The sequence below is a fragment of the Enterococcus sp. S86.2 genome (assembly GCF_059834485.2).
On sequence record NZ_CM206813.1, the window covers coordinates 2,101,659 to 2,119,797 of the forward strand.

An 18,139-nucleotide genomic window follows, 5' to 3' on the forward strand; every position below is an offset into this window, starting at 1 on the left:
ATTTCCCTTAAGTGTAATTAAACTAAAGCTTTTCATCTATGTCTGGATATACATAAATCATTTGCCATATTACTGATTTTTTGGATAGGAAAACAAAATGGGAGGAAAACAATGCAGATTTCAAAACTAAATTTACTTTTTACAAAGAAATTTTTGTCTGACATCACAATTTATAAAGTTGAAATGTTTGATCTAAATGGGAAGAATTATTTTACAAACGAGCTAGATTCAACTATTTCAAAAGCACTAATTCCTGATATAGTTGAACTTCAACAAAATGTATATCTTCCTATTGAAATTCAAAAAGAAATCAGTTTTATTTTACGTTTCAAAAAAAATAAGGAAGATGATAGTGTGTTCTATCAAGATTTTGCTAGCTCTTTAAAAAGAACTTTAGAAACCAGCCTAAACTTCGTAAACGATAATTCCTACGTTGGCAGTATTGATATGCTAAATGACTTTCTTACAGAATTACTTTTACGGGACTCCAGTGACCTTTTTAGTAATTTAGTGGAACGAGCAAATCTTTTGCATTTTGATTATGCTGTAAGTCGTCGCCTAGTCCTCGTAGATATTACTCATTTTAAAAAAGTTGTCCGAAACAGTTCAAATAAAATAGAGGTTCAAGAAAAGTTAGACACTGTTCAAAAAATTCTTAAAAATCACATTTCAAGTTACGCGGAATATGCAGTCTATCTTTATGATGATAAATTTGTTCTTTTTAAAAAAGAAAATGATACCTTCGATGAAGAGCTTTTAACTATTCGAAAAGAAATTATGGATGTACTTGCTTTAGGTTCTCAATTCATTGTCAGTCGTCCATGTACATCTTTGGAAAGCTATAGATCCGAGTTTAAAAAAGTAATCGAATTACATGAGAATCATGCTCGCAGGAACCTTGATATCCCACTTCTTTCAGTTGATAAAAACCAAATTGAACTCCTGCTATCTAACGTTAGTACTGAGGATCAATATTTTTTTATTCAGAAAGATAACACTATTTTGACAGAAATATTTAAATCTAATCATGAATTAATCGAAACTTTTATTCATTTTTTTAAAAACAATATGGATACTAAAATGACGTCAAAAGATTTGTTTATTCATAAAAACACTGTCTATTATCGAATCAAAAAATTATCCGATCTAGTGAATAGGGACTTATTTCTACCCTACGATAGTGCTTTTTTATTCATTCAGATTTGTTTATATAGGAATTTAAATGAACCGAATAGAAGCCAAATAAAATCAAACTAAAGGAATACTTGCACCTTTTTTTGGTTCTTATGTAAATTTATTCGTCTACAAATATAGAGAGTCTGGGACATAAGTCCTCTAAAACAAATAAACTAGCTAAGTGTTCTTATGTTTAAAGATTATGTCACAAATCAGATTATTCTTCCTCTAAATTTTAGTTTTTGGTTAGAAAAAATGATATTGCGTTTGTCATAAATGAGCTCATTGAGAGTATTCTAGAGAATCATTTTCTCACTTACCATCCAAAAATGATGACAATAATGATTTTATGCGCCTATACACAATCCGTCTTTTTCGGTCGTAAGATTGACGTGTTAACCAAAGATATTCTCCGCATGATGTGGCTTACGCAAAGCTATCAATCCAGTTACCGAACCATCAATCGTTTTCGCGTAAATCCTTTAGTACTCATCTTGAATGACAGCACAAAATACTATAGAACCAAAAAAAGTGATTTTTAAAAGCGCGAGTAAAAATCGCTTTTAAAAACCACTATCTAACAGTGCTATAACGTAATGATCAAATCGTGAAATCCAGCGACAGAAAACATTGCTTTTGCTTCCATGGCTACTTTTGTTTTCACATAGCAAATAGCGCGACCATTGCGTGTTCTTCTATATTTTTCACCATAATTGGTAATATCATCCATGTCCCCATTTTCAAAGCCTAAAAACTCGCAGTTTTCGCCTTCAAAGTGAATAACTTGATTGGTAGCGGTTAGATTTTCCTCTTTGTCGACGATAGATAATTCAATTTGTTGGATTACTTCATCTTGTGGCAAAAGCGTTTTAAAAGCCGTTGGCACTTGCCACAAATTGGCTGTTAATCGTTGCCCTTGACCTACGGCTTTTAGAGTATCGGTAATTACCTCTCCATCTTTTTGCGCTGTCAAAATTAATGGGCCCGCTACAAATGGAACAATAGTCGAATAGTAACCCTCTACTTCATCAAAAGTTAAAGCAATTCTTTCCTCGTTCACCTTCAATTCAAAACTGTCAGCATTCGTGTAGAGGCGAATTTCAACTTGTTCGCCTTCACTGTAATTCCATTTGCGATAAACAGCTTCCCATGGATCCTCTGATTTTTCTTTAGCAGGACGCGTAAAAAGACGGGCGGTTAATTCTTTTGACCACCAGCTTTTACGTTTATAAAACATCATGGTTTCATATCCACACATATCTAATAAGCCACGATAAGTCCCATGTTTGGGCCAAACGCCACGAGATTCTCCTAAATAATCAATTCCCGTCCATAAAAATTGGCCAGCGATATAATCATTATCTTTTACCGCTAACCAATTTTGATAGCTGTGACGATTTTCACTACCAATAAAAGGCTTGTTCGGAAAAAGACGGTGATGTTCTTCATACAAGTGTTCTTTATAGTTATAACCAATGACATCTACACTATCTACTAAGCCCGTTTGATAGGATAATTCTGGAAAGGCTGCAGCCAGTGTCGTTGGTCTTGTTGCATCTTCTTTGTGGACGATTTCACTCAACTGTTTGGCAATCGTTGTTAAACGACGCGTATCCGGACGATTTGGATTGTAAATCCGCTCTTCAGCTGGTTTATTGGCGTCATTATTGCCTTCCATTTCATTGAATAAATCATTGGCATAGGGATCATTGGGATAATCAATTTCATTGCCAATACTCCAAGCAATAATTGAGGGATGGTTTTTATTACGCAATACCATGTCCACTAAATCTTTTTTATGCCACACTGGAAAGTCCTTGGCATAGCCTTCGTATTTTGGCGGATAAACATTATGTCCTTGCCACCATTTATTTTTTGGGTTTTCCCATTCGTCAAATGCTTCATCAAAAACAAAAAAGCCTAATTCATCACATAAATCGTACAAAATTTGGGAATGTGGATTATGGGCCATCCGAATCGCATTGCAACCAGCTTCTTTTAATTTTAACAAGCGACGCAGCCAGACTGCTTTGGGAACAGCTGTACCAAAACAACCGGCATCTTCATGCAGACAAACCCCTTTTAGTTTTACGTTATCTTTATTATTTAAAATAAAGCCGTTATCCGCAGTAAATTCGAATGTACGAATACCGACTTTTTCTTCGTAGCTATTTTCTTTACCGTCACTAATAATCGTTGTTGCAAGCGTGTAAAGATTCGGTGTTTGTGGACGCCATAGCTTTGCCTCTTTCACTGCTGCTTCAAATTGAACTTCGTAAATTTCGTTGTCTTCTAGCGTAATTTGGCTTTCTCCAATTGTCACAGTATTTCCAATAGCATCTGTTAATGTTTGCTTCACAGTTGCCGTATTTTTTACTCCACTTAAATTGGTTACAGCTGTTTTTGTTTTAACACTAGCAATAGTATCATTTAAGGATGTCGTTTCAAAAGTGACGCCATATCGATCCACCATAACTGGATTGGAGCTGACGATTGCTACCGGACGAGAAATTCCAGTACCGTTATACCAACGAGAATCTGCTATATCCGTGTGATCAACCCTAACGGCAACAACAATTTCATCATTCGTGTTGTAGCTTAAAATTTCTGTTAAGTCAAACTGAAAAGAGCTGTAGCCAGATGCCCAACTTCCCATATGATAGCCATTAACCCAAACCTGGCAATTTTTATAAACACCATCAAAACGCAATTGAAGAATTCTATCTTTTAATTCACCAAGTTCTTTAGCATCAACATGAGCCCGATACCAACCAATCCCCCCTGGCAAATATCCTGTTCCACTAGAAGCTTCCTTCGTAAAATCTTGTGTAATACTCCAATCATGAGGCACCGTTACATTTTGCCAGTTTTCGTCGTTAAAATCTTTTTGCCACGCGATTTCATTATCACCTAAATAAAAACGCCAATCATTAATGGGATATTTTTCCATTCGTATTTTCCTCCATTGTTCAAAAGACTCCTAAACTTTTCAACTTTACATTGTTTATCCAAAAGATAATTTCTTCAACTAGGCAGCCATTGTTTTTAATTAGATTTGTCTGTTTGAAAAAAGGGTAGAACCATTTTTTCGTTCTACCCGAACTAAGAAGAAATCTTAGTAATTTATTTATTTAATTCACCTAGGACAAAGTCAACTGCGCCTTTGGGATCACGGGTTAAATTAATATACTGCGCCCCTTTGGTTGCAATTAATTTGATACCTAATTTATCAGTATCGGTCTTAATATCTTCGTAGTAGCTATTTACTTGTGGCGCTAAAACAATAACATCGTAGTTATTCATAATGTCATAATGAGACCCATATGACCCAGCTGCTGCATTAATGTGTTTCCCGGTTTCTGCTGCACCTTTTTTCAAAGCGTTGGCCAACATCGCACTAGTTCCCGCACCAGCACACAAAACTAAAACATTTAAATCTTCATCGTAACCTTTGCCACTAGCATTTGGACTAACAGCAGGTTCTGTCTCAACAATAACAGTTTCATTGCCATCAACAACTGCTGCTGCACTAGCTGGCGCTAATTCTGGTGCAATTGTTTCTACTTCATCTATCTCTTCTACCCGTTGTGCTTCTTGTTCAACTAAAACTTTATCGTAAGCTTTACAAAACGGCATATAAATGAAGAAGTCGACTACTAATAATGTGGCAGCCAATAAAAATGAAATTGGTTGGAAATTAGTTGATAATACAGTACCAATTGGTCCTGGCGTAGCCCACGGCAAGACATACATGAAACCATTCATCCCCAAAATGTCGATGAATAATTTACCAATGATTACATTGGCAACCGGTGCTAAACAAAATGGTACTAAAAAGTAAGGATTCAAAATAATTGGTGCTGCAAATAGTAACGGTTCATTGACGGCAAACATGACCGGAATAATCGAAGCTTTACCAACTGCTTTTAGCTGTTTGGAACGCATTAACAAAATGAAGATAATTGGTACGATAAACGTTGCCCCAGTACCCCCTAATTCGCCAATGAAATTCCCAAAGTTTTCCGTCAATGAATGAAAAGGATGTTCACCATTTTGGAACAATTTCAAGTTTTCTTCTGTATTTCCATACAAAGCTGAAGACAGGCCCGGTTTTACAACCGATGGACCGTGTACGCCAACAAACCAAAACATCGGAATTAAAAACCAAATCAAAGCCATTCCCGGGTAAGACTCGGCGGCTGAAAAAAGTGGTGATAATAATTTAGAGAACATTTCCCCAAAAGGAGCATCAATGAAATAACGAGAAATCAAATCGATAATTGCACAGCTTAAAACTGAAAATGAAAAAGGAAAGACATCTCGAAAATTTTGCGAAATACTACCGGGTACTTCTGGTGGCATTTTGATGGTAATGTCGCGTTTAATACAGAATTTATACATATTAACGGTGATGAAGGCTGCCACAAAAGCTGATAACAAACCTTTTGTTCCCATGTAATCTGCGACAAAGGCACCGTCTGTTTTATTAACAGCAAGTAAAAGCATGCCACAAATTGAAGCTAGCATAACAGAAGTTTCGTTAATCACTTTACCATCAGGCATTTTACGGTTCATAGAACCTGCTAAACAACGTGCTGTTGTTCCGGCCACCAACATCCCCACTAAGCCCATGGTAAAGTCATAAATTTTCCATAACCAGGTTTCAAATTCTGCTGGTAGTGTAATACCAAAAATTGGCGGGATCGCCGCAATCAAGATAAAAATACTGGAAAATAAGATAACTGGCATCGCTGCCAAGAAACCATCTTTAATCGCCGACAAGTAAATGTTTCTTGAAATCTTTTGAAAAGTTGCCTGATGCTTTTCGATTTGTTTAATAATGGCGTTCATTTTATTTCCTCCTTAACCTTTGTTTATTTGTTGTATTTTTCTTTATATAAGTCGACAAAGTTTTCTGTTAATTCTTTTAAAAGAATAGTCGTCATCAAATGATCTTGCCCATGAACAAAGATAAAACCGATATCTAAGTCTTCACCTTCTGCTTCTGCGGCCAGACATTTGGTTTGAGCATTATGGGCCAAATTCAAATTTTCCTCAGCGTCAGCCATAAGTGTCGTAACATTTTCAAAATTGCCGGCCCGGGCTTCTTTAATAATTGTTAATAGGCTGCTTCTAGCGTCACCAGCATATGCGACAATCTCAAAGCCCAGCATCTGTAATTCTTCTTTATTCATCATTCTCACTCCATTTTTTCAATATTCTGAATTCGTTTTCCGGATAATTTTTCGCAACTTCTACTAAAGTTTAAATAATTACTTTTGTTTCACTGACAAATTTATACCAATATGCCGATTCTTTGGGATAGCGTTTTTGCGTTTCAAAATCCACATAGAACAAGCCATAACGTTTGTTGTAGCCATTGGCCCAAGAAAAAACATCCATTAAAGACCAGATGAAATAGCCTTTGACATCGACACCCGCAGCGATGGCTTTTGCGATAGCATTAAAATTCCCCCGTAAATATTCAATCCGCGGACCGTCCATAATCACGCCATCATTGAAGTTATCTTTAAACCCTAAGCCGTTTTCAGTAATATAAATTTTTCCATAATTTGGATAGTCGGCTTTAATTCGAATTAATAAATCAGATAAACCTTCTGGATAAATAGCCCAATCCCAATCATTTTTAGGAATATCATCTCTTTGAACACGTTCACCAATTCCTTTGATCCGGTAAAAACTAGTTCCTTTTTCTCCAGTACCATTAAAGCCAATTTCACTTTTACCATCATAGTGGCGAACCCAGTGACTTTGATAATTATTGATTCCCAGAAAATCAGTTTGGGTAGCTGCTTTTTCCATTTCAAGAAAATCTGACTCCTCAAAAGTAATACTTGTATCATTAGCAGCTAAAATTTCATTAACTAGCGCCATCGTTTTATCAGAATAGCGTCCTTTATAGGTTGCATCTAGTAAAAAGGCAATGGAAAGCGCATCATCTTTAGCCGCAGCATGAACATCTTCTTTTGCTTTAGAATAAGGATATTTTGGTTCCAGGGAGTGCACAACACCAATTTCACCGGCGTAATTGCCTGCTTTAAAAATGTTCACAGCCCGTGCGTGGGCCCACATCATATTGTGTAAACAAGTCACTACTTTTTTTAAATCAAATTTCGTTTCTGGCGGGAAGATACCTGTTAAATATTGATTCGTGGCCACAGGATAAATTTCATTAAAGGTACTCCAATAATGCACTTCTTTAAATTCTTCAAAGCAAAACTTAGCGTAGTTAACAAAATGTTCCACGTTTTCTCGGTTTAAAAAGTCACCATTATCAAATAATGTCTTCGGCGTATCAAAATGATGAATGGTAACAAAAGGAATGACCCCTTGTTTTTCACATTCCGCAAAGACGCGATGATAATAATCCACACCAGCTTGATTGACCTTTCCATAACCATTCGGGAAAATTCGACTCCAAGCAATGGACATGCGCAAACTGTCGATCTTAAACTCGCGACATAGTTTTAAATCAACTGGATACTGATGATAAAAGTCACTGGCCGGCTCTGCGGTGTATCTTCCTTTTTCCTCAAGCCACGTATCCCAAGCAACTAAGCCTTTGCCGTCTAATTGTGTTGCACCTTCAGCTTGGTATGCCGCAGTTGCACCACCCATGATAAAATCTTTTGGTAGGGTTCTCATTTCTTTCATTACTAAACCTTCTTTCACAATAGTCGTTGAATATGAATTGCCAGATATACCCGCTCGCTATCGCTTAATTTGCGATTCGCATAATCGCTTACCAATTGATAAATTTCATTGCCAATCGCGTAGGCACGAGGATAATCTGTTTTGATATTTGTTTCCAAACTTTTAGAAAAGATGACTTGTTCTGCTGGCTGATCGAGTCTATCTGCAAAATAATTCAAATGAATCATTAAACGATCATAAAAATTTTTATTTTCTTCGGTTCGTACAATACCTTTATTTAATAATATTTTTTCTACCTGATTAATAATATCTTGACGGGGATCCAAAACTTCATTTGTTACAGGCTCCCCTTCCCGTTTGGCATTGATAAAATGCAGGGCAATCCGACCAATTTCATCATCAGGAAAATGCGCATTTAATCGCTCATTAATAATGGTGACACCCATTTTTCCAATCGCATATTCTGTCGGATATTCTTTACTCATATCAGGTAAGCGACTGACTTCATAGTTTCCTTTTTGCTGATTTTGATAGCTCCAATAAATATGATCGGTTAGTGTTACATAGATATATTCCTGAACTGGATAATTGAATTTAGAAATCGCCGTATCAATCACTTCATAACCGGTAGTAATAAAATTTAAAGGTAAATCTTTTAGCAGTGAAGAAAAATTTTGCTGGGACTCTTTATTGCGCAACATGAAAAGTTTACTAATATCTTCTTTTTTTAGTAAATCGCCTTTTTTCTTTTGAAAGACAATACCTTTTCCCATTGCAATAGCCTGCTCATCGTTTTCTATTCGAATAATGGCGACATTATTATTTAAGACTTGAATAATGCGATACATTCTATTCCCCCTAACTAACCAATAAAAAAACCGCAAATGATAGGATTATCATACCATGTAAAGATACTGGTACTCACCTAGCATTCGCGGTTTTTGCCTAATCGAATAGTAACAATCCACTACGTATTAACTTCACAAGTATCGTAACATGTAAATAAACACTTGTAAACCCTTTCTAACATATTTCCACTGTATTTTTTTCAAAAAAACACTTATACCAAACATAATCAAACATAAAACAAATGTTTTTGCTTTTCTCACTCAAAATATTTCTTGCTAAATCAACAATTTAAATAAAATACTATTAGAAAATTTGCGAATTGAATAACACAGCAAACCCACACAAAAAAACGTTTGCATTTTAACTTTTTTTGTCATTTTACTAAAATTTTTACTTACTTTTATAAAAATCTATTTAGATTTCCAATTGGTTAAAAGAAACTGCTATACTAAATACGTATAGACAGGAGGAATTTGCATGATTCGAATTGAAACCAGTCAGACAGAAACTATTGAACCTTTATTAAGAGAAGTTTTCACAGCGCAATATCAAGCACAATTTCACGATGAATTGCCCAAAAAACACGAAAGACTTGCCATTGCCGCAACCTTAGCAGATGAATTAGTCGGCGGATTAATTGCCAAGCAAGATTTTGAAAATCTTCACGTCAGTCTGTTAGCTGTCAAACCAGAATTTCAAAACCAAAAAATCGGCTCCCGACTTTTACAAGCCTTAGGTGATTGGGCACAAGAAGAAGGTGTGATTAACTTAACCTTAACAACCAAAAGTTATCAAGCCGTTGAATTTTATCAAAAAAATGGTTTTACTATCTTTGGCAGCCTACCAGATACACCTATGCGGGGCGTCACCAAATACTACTTATATAAACGTGTCACAAAATAGTGTTGCCTTCTTACGCTTAATAAAAAGAAGGGCTTTACCAATTTTTCTTCACGCTCAAAAACAAGAGGCGGTTTTTTTCTCAACTTTTCTTCCTATTTTTAAATAGCGCAATAAGGGGCTATGACAAGGATTTTGTCATAGCCCCTTATTTTACTTTTACAACTACTAAAACTGTTCCGGTTTTTTCACAGGACAACTTGTTTTACAATCTTCACAACTGCTGCCTTTTTTTACTTGACGGTAAACAACAAAGGCTGCTGCGCCAAAAATTAAGAGGCTTAAAATTATCGTTGCTACCATTTATTTCACTTCCTCTTTTAATTGATGGATTGAAATGACATCATTTTTAGGTGCGGGTGTTTTACGAATTAGTAAGAACAGACCGTAGGCTAAGACCGCGGCTGCTAAAATAGTAGCCGCATTCATTGGGCCTCCTTCAAAGATAACCCGGCCAAATTGATAGACGACAAAGCTTACCGCATAAGCTAAACCACATTGGTAGCCCACTGCAATCCAAGTCCATTTCGCATTGCCCATTTCCCGATGAATCGCGCCAATTGCTGCAAAACACGGTGCACATAGCAAATTGAACACTAAAAATGAGTAAGCAGCTACTGGCGTAAAGGCTGCTTGTAATGGTCCCCAAATTTCTACACCATTTTCAGAAACTTCATCTAAATGACTAAACAAAATGCCAAATGTGTTGATCACATTTTCCTTGGCGATCAATCCAGTAATTGTTGCAACTGCACCTTGCCAATTTCCCCAACCTAATGGTGCAAACAATGGCGCAATCACACGACCTAAATTCGCTAAAATACTTTGATTGCCATCAACTGCTTTTAAGGTAAAGCTGTAATTGGACATAAACCACAAAACGATACTGGAGACAAAAATAATCGTCCCTGCTTTTTTAATGAAGGAAAATCCCCGATCAAAAGTTTGGCGGAAAACATTTTTGACTTGTGGCAAATGATAAGCGGGTAATTCCATAATAAATGGTGCGGGATCACCGGCAAATAAGTGCGTTTTTTTCAAGGCAATGCCTGACAAAACAATTGCGGATACGCCAATGAAATAGGCAGACGGTGCAACCCAACTTGCTTGTGGGAAAAAGGCACCGGCAACTAAGGCAATGATTGGTAATTTCGCAGAACAAGGCATAAAGGTCGTTACCATAACCGTCATACGACGATCTTTTTCATTTTCAATTGTGCGACTCGCCATAACCCCCGGCACACCACAACCGGTTGCAATCAACATGGGGATAAAGGATTTACCAGATAAACCAAACTTACGGAATAGACGATCCATTACAAAAGCAATCCGTGCCATATAACCACAATCTTCTAATAGTGACAAGCAGAAAAAGAGCACTAATAATTGCGGGACAAAACCTAAGACAGCTCCGACACCGGCAATAATGCCATTTAAAATTAGATCTTGCATCCAAGCGGCAACGTGCCATGCCGCGAGATTTTTCGTAACAAAATCCGGTACGACTGTTCCAAACAAGACATCGTTGACCCAATCTGTTCCCATGACTCCAATTGTTTGGATAGACAGATAATAAATCCCCCACATAACAAAGGCAAAAATTGGAAGTGCCAAGAAACGATTGGTCACGATTTGATCGATTTTATCGCTGATGGTTAAGCGTAATTCATTTTCATTAACGGTACATAATGCCATTAGGCGCGCGATAAATTCATAACGCTCATTTACCAAAATGGCATCACTCGTATCATCAAAGATTTTTTCTGTAATGGCAATAATTTCGTTAATTTCTTTACGCTGAATTTTACTTAAATCTAAATTTTTTGTTGCCAATTCATCTTTTTCAAATAATTTTGCAGCATAAAAACGTGCTTGTCTTTGCGCAACAGTATTACCTAAGACGTCAATAATTTCAGTTAAGGCTGCTTCTAAACGCTCATCATAAGTCGGATATGTCGTTTCAGGAGGAAATTTTTCCGCTGCTTGCGTACTTTTATGAATCAATTCCTGTAAACCTTGTTTTTTCAAGGCACTCATGCTCACTACCGGAATACCTAAGCCATAAGCTAATTTGTCCAGGTTAATGGTTTTGCCGCTTTTTCTGATGAGATCCATCATATTCAATCCTAAAACAACAGGAATACCTGTTTCCATAAGCTGCGTCGTTAGATATAAATTACGTTCCAAATTAGTCGCATCAACAATATTGATGATCGTATTAGGTGAACCTGTTAATAAATAATCTCTGGCAACAATTTCTTCTGGAGTATAAGGAGATAAAGAATAAATCCCAGGCAAATCTTGAATGGTAATATTTTTTTGTTTCTTTAATGTACCGGATTTACGCTCAACAGTAACCCCCGGCCAATTTCCCACGGATTGCATGGAACCTGTTAATTGGTTAAATGTACTTGTTTTCCCACTATTGGGATTCCCCGCTAAAGCAAATTGCAAGTTTTCCATACTATCCCTCCTTTTTTAACTCCACTAAAATATACTCTGCTTCACTTTTTCTTAAAGATAATTCATAGCCACGCAAATTAATTTCAATGGGATCGCCTAATGGTGCTAATTTACGGACCGTTATCACAACATTTTTAGTCAAGCCCATATCCATTAAGCGGCGTTTGACCGCACCTTCGCCAAATATTTTAATAACTTTGCCTTTATCTCCTACTGCTAATTGATCTAAAGATAAGACTTCTTCTTTTTTGCAGCTGGCTCGACGATAATTGCTTCTAATAAACTCTGGTCTAAAGCTAGGCGCGCATTTTGAACTAGGACAATTCCGTCTTGACCTTTACTTTTTAACAACACAACATGACTGCCTGGCAACAATCCTAAGTTTTGTAAATGCTTTTGAACTTCTGCTTGCGCTGTTACTTCTTTCACAACAAAGGTTTGATTGGGTGCAACTTCTGCTAATTTTTTCATGAATACTCCTTTACTGACAGGAATCAATTGCGACTGATAATTATTCTCATTTAGAATAAGGTCTACCGCTAGCAAAGTCAATCAAATTTAAAATATTGTAATATTTTTCACATATTAATAATTATTCTAATTTAGAACTAGACCATTTTCTATTCTCATCATGAAAATAGAAAAGAAAACTTGTCCTTCTGCTATCTTTTCAACTTGTCTACCCCGAAACCACAATGTATAGTGTGTTTATTATTACAAAACACAATATCTAGTGTTTTTCGTTTGACTTTTAGTTTTACTTCTCTATACTGAGAATATAAAGAATTAAGGGGGCATTATCATGACGATTACATTATTTTCAAAAAACAACTGCATGCAATGTAAAATGACAAAACGCTTTTTAACTGAGAATCATGTCAGTTTTAAAGAAGTTAACATAGATGAAGAGCCAAACGCATTGAACTTTCTAAAAGAACAAGGTTTCAAAAGTGTGCCGGTAACAACTGCTGGTGAAACAACAATCATCGGTTTTAGACCGGACCAATTACGTAGTCTTGCTTCTTAAACGCATTTAACCGAGGTTGTATCCTAGACAAAATAGCAGCAGTCTAACTGGCAGATTTTATTTTACAAATAGTGGAAAATTATTTTTACCAGTTATACAAGCGTATTTTGCAATTTACGGGGACACCTCCTTTTTTTCGCATTTTTTTATTTTTTAGAGCTTAAAAAAAAGAAAGTTGGTCCTTCCATGAGTTTAAAAGAGTTAAAAGATGTTAGTTACTACAAACTAAATAACGAAATCAATCGCCCTGTTAATGGTCAAATTCCATTAAACAAAGATCAAGAAGCTCTGCAAGCTTTTTTCAAGGAAAATGTGTTACCAAATACCAAGCAATTCGCTACATTTAATGAAAAACTGGAATATCTTGTAGCGCAAGATTATTTGGAAGCAGAGTTTCTAACACATTATTCTGCTGCATTTCTTACAAAATTATACGACTTTTTATTAGCCCAAAACTTCACCTTCAAATCGTTTATGGCAGCCTATAAATTTTATTCGCAATATGCCTTAAAAACCAATGATGGTGCTTTTTATTTAGAAAATTACGAGGATCGTGTCGCAATTAACGCCTTGTATTTTGCTGCGGGCGATGAAGAGTTGGCGTTAACTTTAGCCGATGAAATGATTCATCAACGTTATCAACCCGCAACGCCTTCTTTTTTGAACGCAGGACGCAAACGCCGAGGAGAATTAGTGTCTTGTTTTCTAATTCAAATTACCGATGATATGAATTCAATCGGCCGCGGCTTAAATTCTGCATTGCAACTTTCTCGAATTGGCGGAGGAGTCGGGATTACATTATCCAACTTGCGGGAAGCCGGAGCGCCAATTAAAGGCTATGAGGGTGCTGCAAGTGGTGTAATGCCGGTTATGAAATTATTTGAAGATTCCTTTAGCTACTCGAATCAATTGGGGCAACGACAAGGTGCAGGGGTAGTTTACTTAAATGTCTTCCATCCAGATATTATGGCTTTCTTATCGGCAAAAAAAGAAAACGCCGATGAAAAAATCCGTGTGAAAACCTTATCCCTAGGTGTATTAGTTCCCGATAAATTTTACGAGTTAACCCGTAACAACGAAGATATGTATTTATTTAGCCCTTACAGTGTCGAAAAAGAATACGGCGTTCCCTTCTCTTATATCGATATCACTGCAGAATACGACAACTTAGTTAAAAATCCGAATATCCGTAAGCAAAAAATCAAAGCGCGGGAATTGGAAAATGAAATTTCTAAATTACAACAAGAATCCGGATATCCTTATATTGTCAATATCGATACAGCTAATCGTGAAAATCCGATTGACGGCAAAATTATCATGAGCAATTTGTGTTCAGAAGTACTGCAAGTCCAAACTCCATCTGTTTTAAATGGACGTCAAGAATATGAAGTCTTAGGTACGGACATCTCTTGTAATTTAGGTTCAACCAATATTGTTAACTTAATGGCTAGCCCTGATTTTGGTAAATCGGTCCGAGCTATGACACGCGCACTAACCTTTGTAACCAATAATTCTCATATCGATGTAGTCCCTTCCATTGCCCACGGAAATGACCAAGCTCATACAATCGGACTAGGCGGCATGGGCTTGCACACTTTCTTTGCTAAAAATCAATTGGTTTACGGTTCAAAAGAATCCGTTGAATTTACTGATATCTATTTTATGTTGTTAAATTACTGGACCTTGGTCGAAAGTAATAAAATTGCTAAAGAACGCCAGCAATCTTTTTACAACTTTGAAAAATCAGCCTATGCTGATGGCAGCTATTTTGATAAATATATTGCTGAAAATCATATCCCCCAATCTGCTAAGGTGAAAGAATTATTTGACGGCATTTTCATTCCGACAGGTGAAGATTGGGCCAAATTAAAAGCAGCCATTCAAAAAGATGGCTTGTATCATCAAAACCGCTTAGCAGTGGCGCCAAATGGTTCTATTTCCTATATTAATGACACAAGTGCCAGCTTACATCCTATTACTCGGATGATTGAAGAACGTCAAGAAAAGAAAATTGGTAAAATTTACTATCCAGCGCCTTATCTCTCAAATGAGACATTACCTTATTACACATCAGCTTATGATATGGATATGCGCAAAGTTATCGACGTTTATGCCGCAGCCCAACAACACATTGATCAAGGTATGAGCTTAACGCTGTTTATGCGTTCTGACATTCCCAAGGGCCTTTATGAATGGAAAACGGCTACCACCAAACAAACGACCCGTGACTTGAATATTTTGCGTCACTACGCTTTTCATAAAGGCATTAAATCGATTTATTACGTCCGTACCTTTACCGACGATGCAGAAGAAATCGGCAGTAACCAATGTGAAAGTTGTGTCATTTAACCCTTAATTAAAAGTGAAAAATAAAGGGCTTGTCTTAACAGCTTGCACTTTTTGCGAGCAAGCTGTTAAAACAATTACGATTAGGAGGCAGATCATGGCAACTTATTATGAAGCCATTAACTGGAACGAAATTGAAGATATTATCGATAAATCCACTTGGGAAAAACTAACCGAACAATTTTGGTTAGATACCAGAATTCCGCTATCAAACGACTTGGATGACTGGCGGACTTTATCAGAACTTGAAAAACAAACAGTAGGCCACGTTTTTGGCGGGTTGACCTTATTAGATACCGTCCAATCTGAAAGCGGAATGGATCAATTACGAAAAGATGTCCGTACCCCCCATGAAGAAGCGGTATTGAATAATATTCAATTTATGGAATCCGTCCATGCCAAAAGTTACTCATCGATTTTTTCAACCTTAAATACAAAGTCAGAAATTGACGAAATATTTGAATGGACCAACACGAATCCATATTTACAAAAAAAGGCCGAACGAATCAATGAAATTTATAAAAACGGCACACCTTTGGAAAAGAAAATCGCCAGTGTCTTTTTGGAGACATTCTTGTTTTACTCTGGTTTTTATACACCTTTGTATTATCTAGGTAATAATAAATTGGCCAATGTCGCTGAAATTATTAAATTGATTATCCGCGATGAATCTGTTCACGGAACGTATATTGGCTATAAATTTCAATTAGGTTTTAACGAACTGGATGAAACCAAACAAGAAGACTTAAAAAATTGGATGTATGATTTATTATATGAATTGTATGAAAATGAAGAACGTTATACCGAAGAATTATATGATGAAATCGGCTGGACTGAAGAAGTAAAAACCTTCTTACGTTACAACGCCAATAAAGCATTGATGAACTTAGGACAAGATCCGCTTTTCCCAGATACTGCCGATGATGTTAACCCGATTGTTATGAACGGAATTTCAACTGGGACAAGCAATCACGACTTCTTCTCCCAAGTCGGCAATGGTTATTTATTAGGTCAAGTTGAAGCAATGGAAGATGACGACTATAACTTTGGTCTTTAAGTAAAAAAAAGACTTCCAAATTCCATTTTCTTTTGACTACTACTAGTGTCATAACAAATTAGTTCAAAAAAGCACCGCTACAATTATGATTATTACAATTGCCAGAATTTCACGGCAATTATGTAATGAAAATAATTTGGCGGTGCTTTTTCGTCTATTATAGGAAGTATAAGTTGTCCACCAGAAAAAGATTGATCTAACGGCTTTAGCCCTGTCTAGCTTTTTGAACTAACTCGCTGCGACAATAAGCCAAAATTTGAAAAAATTGGAAAAACAATTTATTAGAATTCCGTCTTATCGCTGGCGAGTTGAGCGAGTTCAAAAAACTTTTCTTACTGTCTAGCTTTTTGAACTAACTCGCTGTAACAATAAGTCAAAATTTGAAAAAATTGGAAAAACAATTTATTAGAATTCCGTCTTATCGCTGGCGAGTTGAGCGAGTTCAAAAAACTTTTCTTACTGTCTAGCTTTTTGAACTAACTCGCTGTAACAATCAGTCAAAATTTGAAAAAATGGAACTGCTATGTATCAGGATTTTGGTCTTCTATCTCTGGGCTGAACCATTCCTTTAACTTCTCTTATGTTACACTAAAAGGGTGTAAATTCCGTTAACAAAAGAGGTGTCAAATGATTACAGTGTATTTAGCCTGTGGGGGCTTAATTTTCACAGCGCTCCTTGGTTTTGTACTTTTTATCGCCCATTATCTAACTTTCTCAGGTTATCTTGCTTTTATTTTTTTAGGTACTTTTTTAGCTGCGCTAACGCCTCCGTTTGTTTGGCTTTTATTAGGGCTATTCTTTGGCAGTGCGATTTTCATCCATGCGATTAAAAAAGTTGCTAGTAACCAATTCGATACAATTGGCAAAAAAGGAGCCCAGCGAGATGCTGAACAGCTTTTGGCTAATAGCCTGCCCGTTCTTGTTGCTGGCTTATTAGCACAATTTTTTCCCGCGACTTTTAACTGGTCAGAAATTATGACAGCTCTGATCGCAGTCAGTTCTGCAGACACTTGGGCTTCTGAAATTGGCATGTTAGCTAAAGGGGATCCTTACAATATTCTAACGTTAAAAAAAGTTGCCACTGGTTTATCAGGGGGGGTGAGTTTGCTGGGAACTTTTGCGGAAATTGGTGGCAGCTTTTTAATTGCGGGAACTCACGCTGGCGGCATTTTTCTATTTACCCCAATCGGCTTCCAGCCTGCTACTTTTTGGCAGCCATTTTTACTTGGTGTATTGGGAATGTTTGTCGATAGTCTTTTGGGTTCAGCTTTACAAAGTAAATACAGCTGCGTTGTTTGCCATCAAATAACTGAGCAGGAATATCATCACAATAAACCCGGTCAGCTTGTCCATGGACTAAAATTTATTGATAACGATATTGTTAATTTGCTTACCTGTTTTACAGTCTTAGTTATAACCATGTTTATTTAATAAGAATAGCAGGTAAATAAAATTATGCTAAATTGTCCTTCAAATTTCTCAAGATTTTGACTTAGTGTGCAAAGAGCTGGTGCACAAAGCTCCATCTCTAGAAAAGCTGCGAGCACCGTCTTAGCTCTCAAGCACTAAGATGGAATCTTGATAAATTGTCTCTCAAATTTCTCAAGATTTTGACTTAGTGTCGCAAAGAGCTGGTGCACAAAGCT

Annotated in this window: 14 protein-coding genes and 1 pseudogene; 7 read left to right on the top strand and 8 right to left on the bottom strand. The window is 36.5% G+C overall.

The window, feature by feature from the left end:
- Positions 1-111 precede the first annotated feature (111 nt).
- Both AC6R0T_RS09960 and AC6R0T_RS09965 read left to right on the top strand, forming a co-directional pair.
- A complete protein-coding gene (locus AC6R0T_RS09960) occupies positions 112-1,257 on the top strand; it encodes a PucR family transcriptional regulator (RefSeq protein ID WP_303754578.1) in 1,146 nt (381 codons plus the stop codon).
- Positions 1,258-1,505: 248 nt separating this feature from the next.
- Positions 1,506-1,718 (top strand): hypothetical protein, encoded by a 213-nt coding sequence (locus AC6R0T_RS09965; RefSeq protein ID WP_526159318.1) that lies wholly within the window; start codon positions 1,506-1,508, stop codon positions 1,716-1,718.
- A 44-nt stretch (positions 1,719-1,762) separates the two neighbouring features.
- Here AC6R0T_RS09965 and AC6R0T_RS09970 read toward each other — a convergent pair whose 3' ends face one another.
- From AC6R0T_RS09970 to AC6R0T_RS09990, 5 genes are all read right to left on the bottom strand, one after another.
- Positions 1,763-4,126, bottom strand: coding sequence for a glycoside hydrolase family 2 TIM barrel-domain containing protein (locus tag AC6R0T_RS09970; protein WP_303754576.1), 2,364 nt, complete (start codon positions 4,124-4,126; stop codon positions 1,763-1,765).
- Between the two features lie 173 nt (positions 4,127-4,299).
- On the bottom strand, positions 4,300-6,027 hold the full coding sequence (locus AC6R0T_RS09975; RefSeq protein WP_206902458.1) for a PTS lactose transporter subunit IIBC: 1,728 nt from the start codon (positions 6,025-6,027) through the stop codon (positions 4,300-4,302).
- 23 nt (positions 6,028-6,050) lie between these two features.
- Positions 6,051-6,371 carry a PTS lactose/cellobiose transporter subunit IIA gene (locus AC6R0T_RS09980; protein ID WP_206902457.1) on the bottom strand — a complete coding sequence of 107 codons (321 nt, stop codon included), beginning with the start codon at positions 6,369-6,371 and terminating at the stop codon, positions 6,051-6,053.
- Positions 6,372-6,441: 70 nt separating this feature from the next.
- The gene (lacG, locus tag AC6R0T_RS09985) at positions 6,442-7,842 is read right to left on the bottom strand and encodes a 6-phospho-beta-galactosidase (RefSeq protein ID WP_303754758.1); all 1,401 of its coding nucleotides are present in this window, start codon (positions 7,840-7,842) and stop codon (positions 6,442-6,444) included.
- Positions 7,843-7,865: 23 nt separating this feature from the next.
- Positions 7,866-8,699: a PRD domain-containing protein gene (locus AC6R0T_RS09990; RefSeq protein ID WP_206902456.1), complete on the bottom strand. Its 834-nt coding sequence runs from the start codon at positions 8,697-8,699 to the stop codon at positions 7,866-7,868.
- A gap of 478 nt (positions 8,700-9,177) precedes the next feature.
- Between AC6R0T_RS09990 and AC6R0T_RS09995 the strand changes: the two genes are divergently transcribed.
- The gene (locus tag AC6R0T_RS09995; protein WP_230709379.1) at positions 9,178-9,603 is read left to right on the top strand and encodes a GNAT family N-acetyltransferase; all 426 of its coding nucleotides are present in this window, start codon (positions 9,178-9,180) and stop codon (positions 9,601-9,603) included.
- Positions 9,604-9,768: 165 nt separating this feature from the next.
- On the opposite strand, the gene AC6R0T_RS10000 is transcribed toward AC6R0T_RS09995, so the two are convergent.
- From AC6R0T_RS10000 to AC6R0T_RS10010, 3 genes and pseudogenes are all read right to left on the bottom strand, one after another.
- Positions 9,769-9,903, bottom strand: a complete 135-nt coding sequence (locus tag AC6R0T_RS10000; RefSeq protein ID WP_206902454.1) for a FeoB-associated Cys-rich membrane protein — start codon at positions 9,901-9,903, stop codon at positions 9,769-9,771.
- Complete coding sequence (gene feoB, locus AC6R0T_RS10005; RefSeq protein WP_303754575.1) at positions 9,904-12,063, bottom strand: ferrous iron transport protein B; 2,160 nt, start codon at positions 12,061-12,063, stop codon at positions 9,904-9,906.
- Position 12,064: 1 nt separating this feature from the next.
- A pseudogene (locus tag AC6R0T_RS10010) lies at positions 12,065-12,534 on the bottom strand (FeoA family protein).
- A 331-nt stretch (positions 12,535-12,865) separates the two neighbouring features.
- Here AC6R0T_RS10010 and nrdH point away from each other — a divergent pair.
- From nrdH to AC6R0T_RS10030, 4 genes are all read left to right on the top strand, one after another.
- The gene (gene nrdH / locus AC6R0T_RS10015) at positions 12,866-13,090 is read left to right on the top strand and encodes a glutaredoxin-like protein NrdH (RefSeq protein WP_206902451.1); all 225 of its coding nucleotides are present in this window, start codon (positions 12,866-12,868) and stop codon (positions 13,088-13,090) included.
- Between the two features lie 186 nt (positions 13,091-13,276).
- A complete protein-coding gene (gene nrdE, locus AC6R0T_RS10020) occupies positions 13,277-15,439 on the top strand; it encodes a class 1b ribonucleoside-diphosphate reductase subunit alpha (protein WP_303754574.1) in 2,163 nt (720 codons plus the stop codon).
- A 91-nt stretch (positions 15,440-15,530) separates the two neighbouring features.
- Positions 15,531-16,493, top strand: a complete 963-nt coding sequence (gene nrdF / locus AC6R0T_RS10025) for a class 1b ribonucleoside-diphosphate reductase subunit beta (protein ID WP_282462558.1) — start codon at positions 15,531-15,533, stop codon at positions 16,491-16,493.
- 627 nt (positions 16,494-17,120) lie between these two features.
- Positions 17,121-17,924 (top strand): DUF92 domain-containing protein, encoded by an 804-nt coding sequence (locus AC6R0T_RS10030; protein ID WP_303754573.1) that lies wholly within the window; start codon positions 17,121-17,123, stop codon positions 17,922-17,924.
- The last annotated feature ends 215 nt before the right edge of the window (positions 17,925-18,139 follow it).

Bases quoted from the DNA above. Each gene is read 5' to 3' on its own strand.
- AC6R0T_RS09960 (WP_303754578.1), top strand. From the start codon at position 112: ATGCAGATTTCAAAACTAAATTTACTTTTTACAAAGAAATTTTTGTCT.
- AC6R0T_RS09965 (WP_526159318.1), top strand. From the start codon at position 1,506: ATGATGACAATAATGATTTTATGCGCCTATACACAATCCGTCTTTTTC.
- AC6R0T_RS09970 (WP_303754576.1), bottom strand. From the start codon at position 4,126: ATGGAAAAATATCCCATTAATGATTGGCGTTTTTATTTAGGTGATAAT.
- AC6R0T_RS09975 (WP_206902458.1), bottom strand. From the start codon at position 6,027: ATGAACGCCATTATTAAACAAATCGAAAAGCATCAGGCAACTTTTCAA.
- AC6R0T_RS09980 (WP_206902457.1), bottom strand. From the start codon at position 6,371: ATGAATAAAGAAGAATTACAGATGCTGGGCTTTGAGATTGTCGCATAT.
- lacG (WP_303754758.1), bottom strand. From the start codon at position 7,842: ATGAGAACCCTACCAAAAGATTTTATCATGGGTGGTGCAACTGCGGCA.
- AC6R0T_RS09990 (WP_206902456.1), bottom strand. From the start codon at position 8,699: ATGTATCGCATTATTCAAGTCTTAAATAATAATGTCGCCATTATTCGA.
- AC6R0T_RS09995 (WP_230709379.1), top strand. From the start codon at position 9,178: ATGATTCGAATTGAAACCAGTCAGACAGAAACTATTGAACCTTTATTA.
- AC6R0T_RS10000 (WP_206902454.1), bottom strand. From the start codon at position 9,903: ATGGTAGCAACGATAATTTTAAGCCTCTTAATTTTTGGCGCAGCAGCC.
- feoB (WP_303754575.1), bottom strand. From the start codon at position 12,063: ATGGAAAACTTGCAATTTGCTTTAGCGGGGAATCCCAATAGTGGGAAA.
- nrdH (WP_206902451.1), top strand. From the start codon at position 12,866: ATGACGATTACATTATTTTCAAAAAACAACTGCATGCAATGTAAAATG.
- nrdE (WP_303754574.1), top strand. From the start codon at position 13,277: ATGAGTTTAAAAGAGTTAAAAGATGTTAGTTACTACAAACTAAATAAC.
- AC6R0T_RS10030 (WP_303754573.1), top strand. From the start codon at position 17,121: ATGATTACAGTGTATTTAGCCTGTGGGGGCTTAATTTTCACAGCGCTC.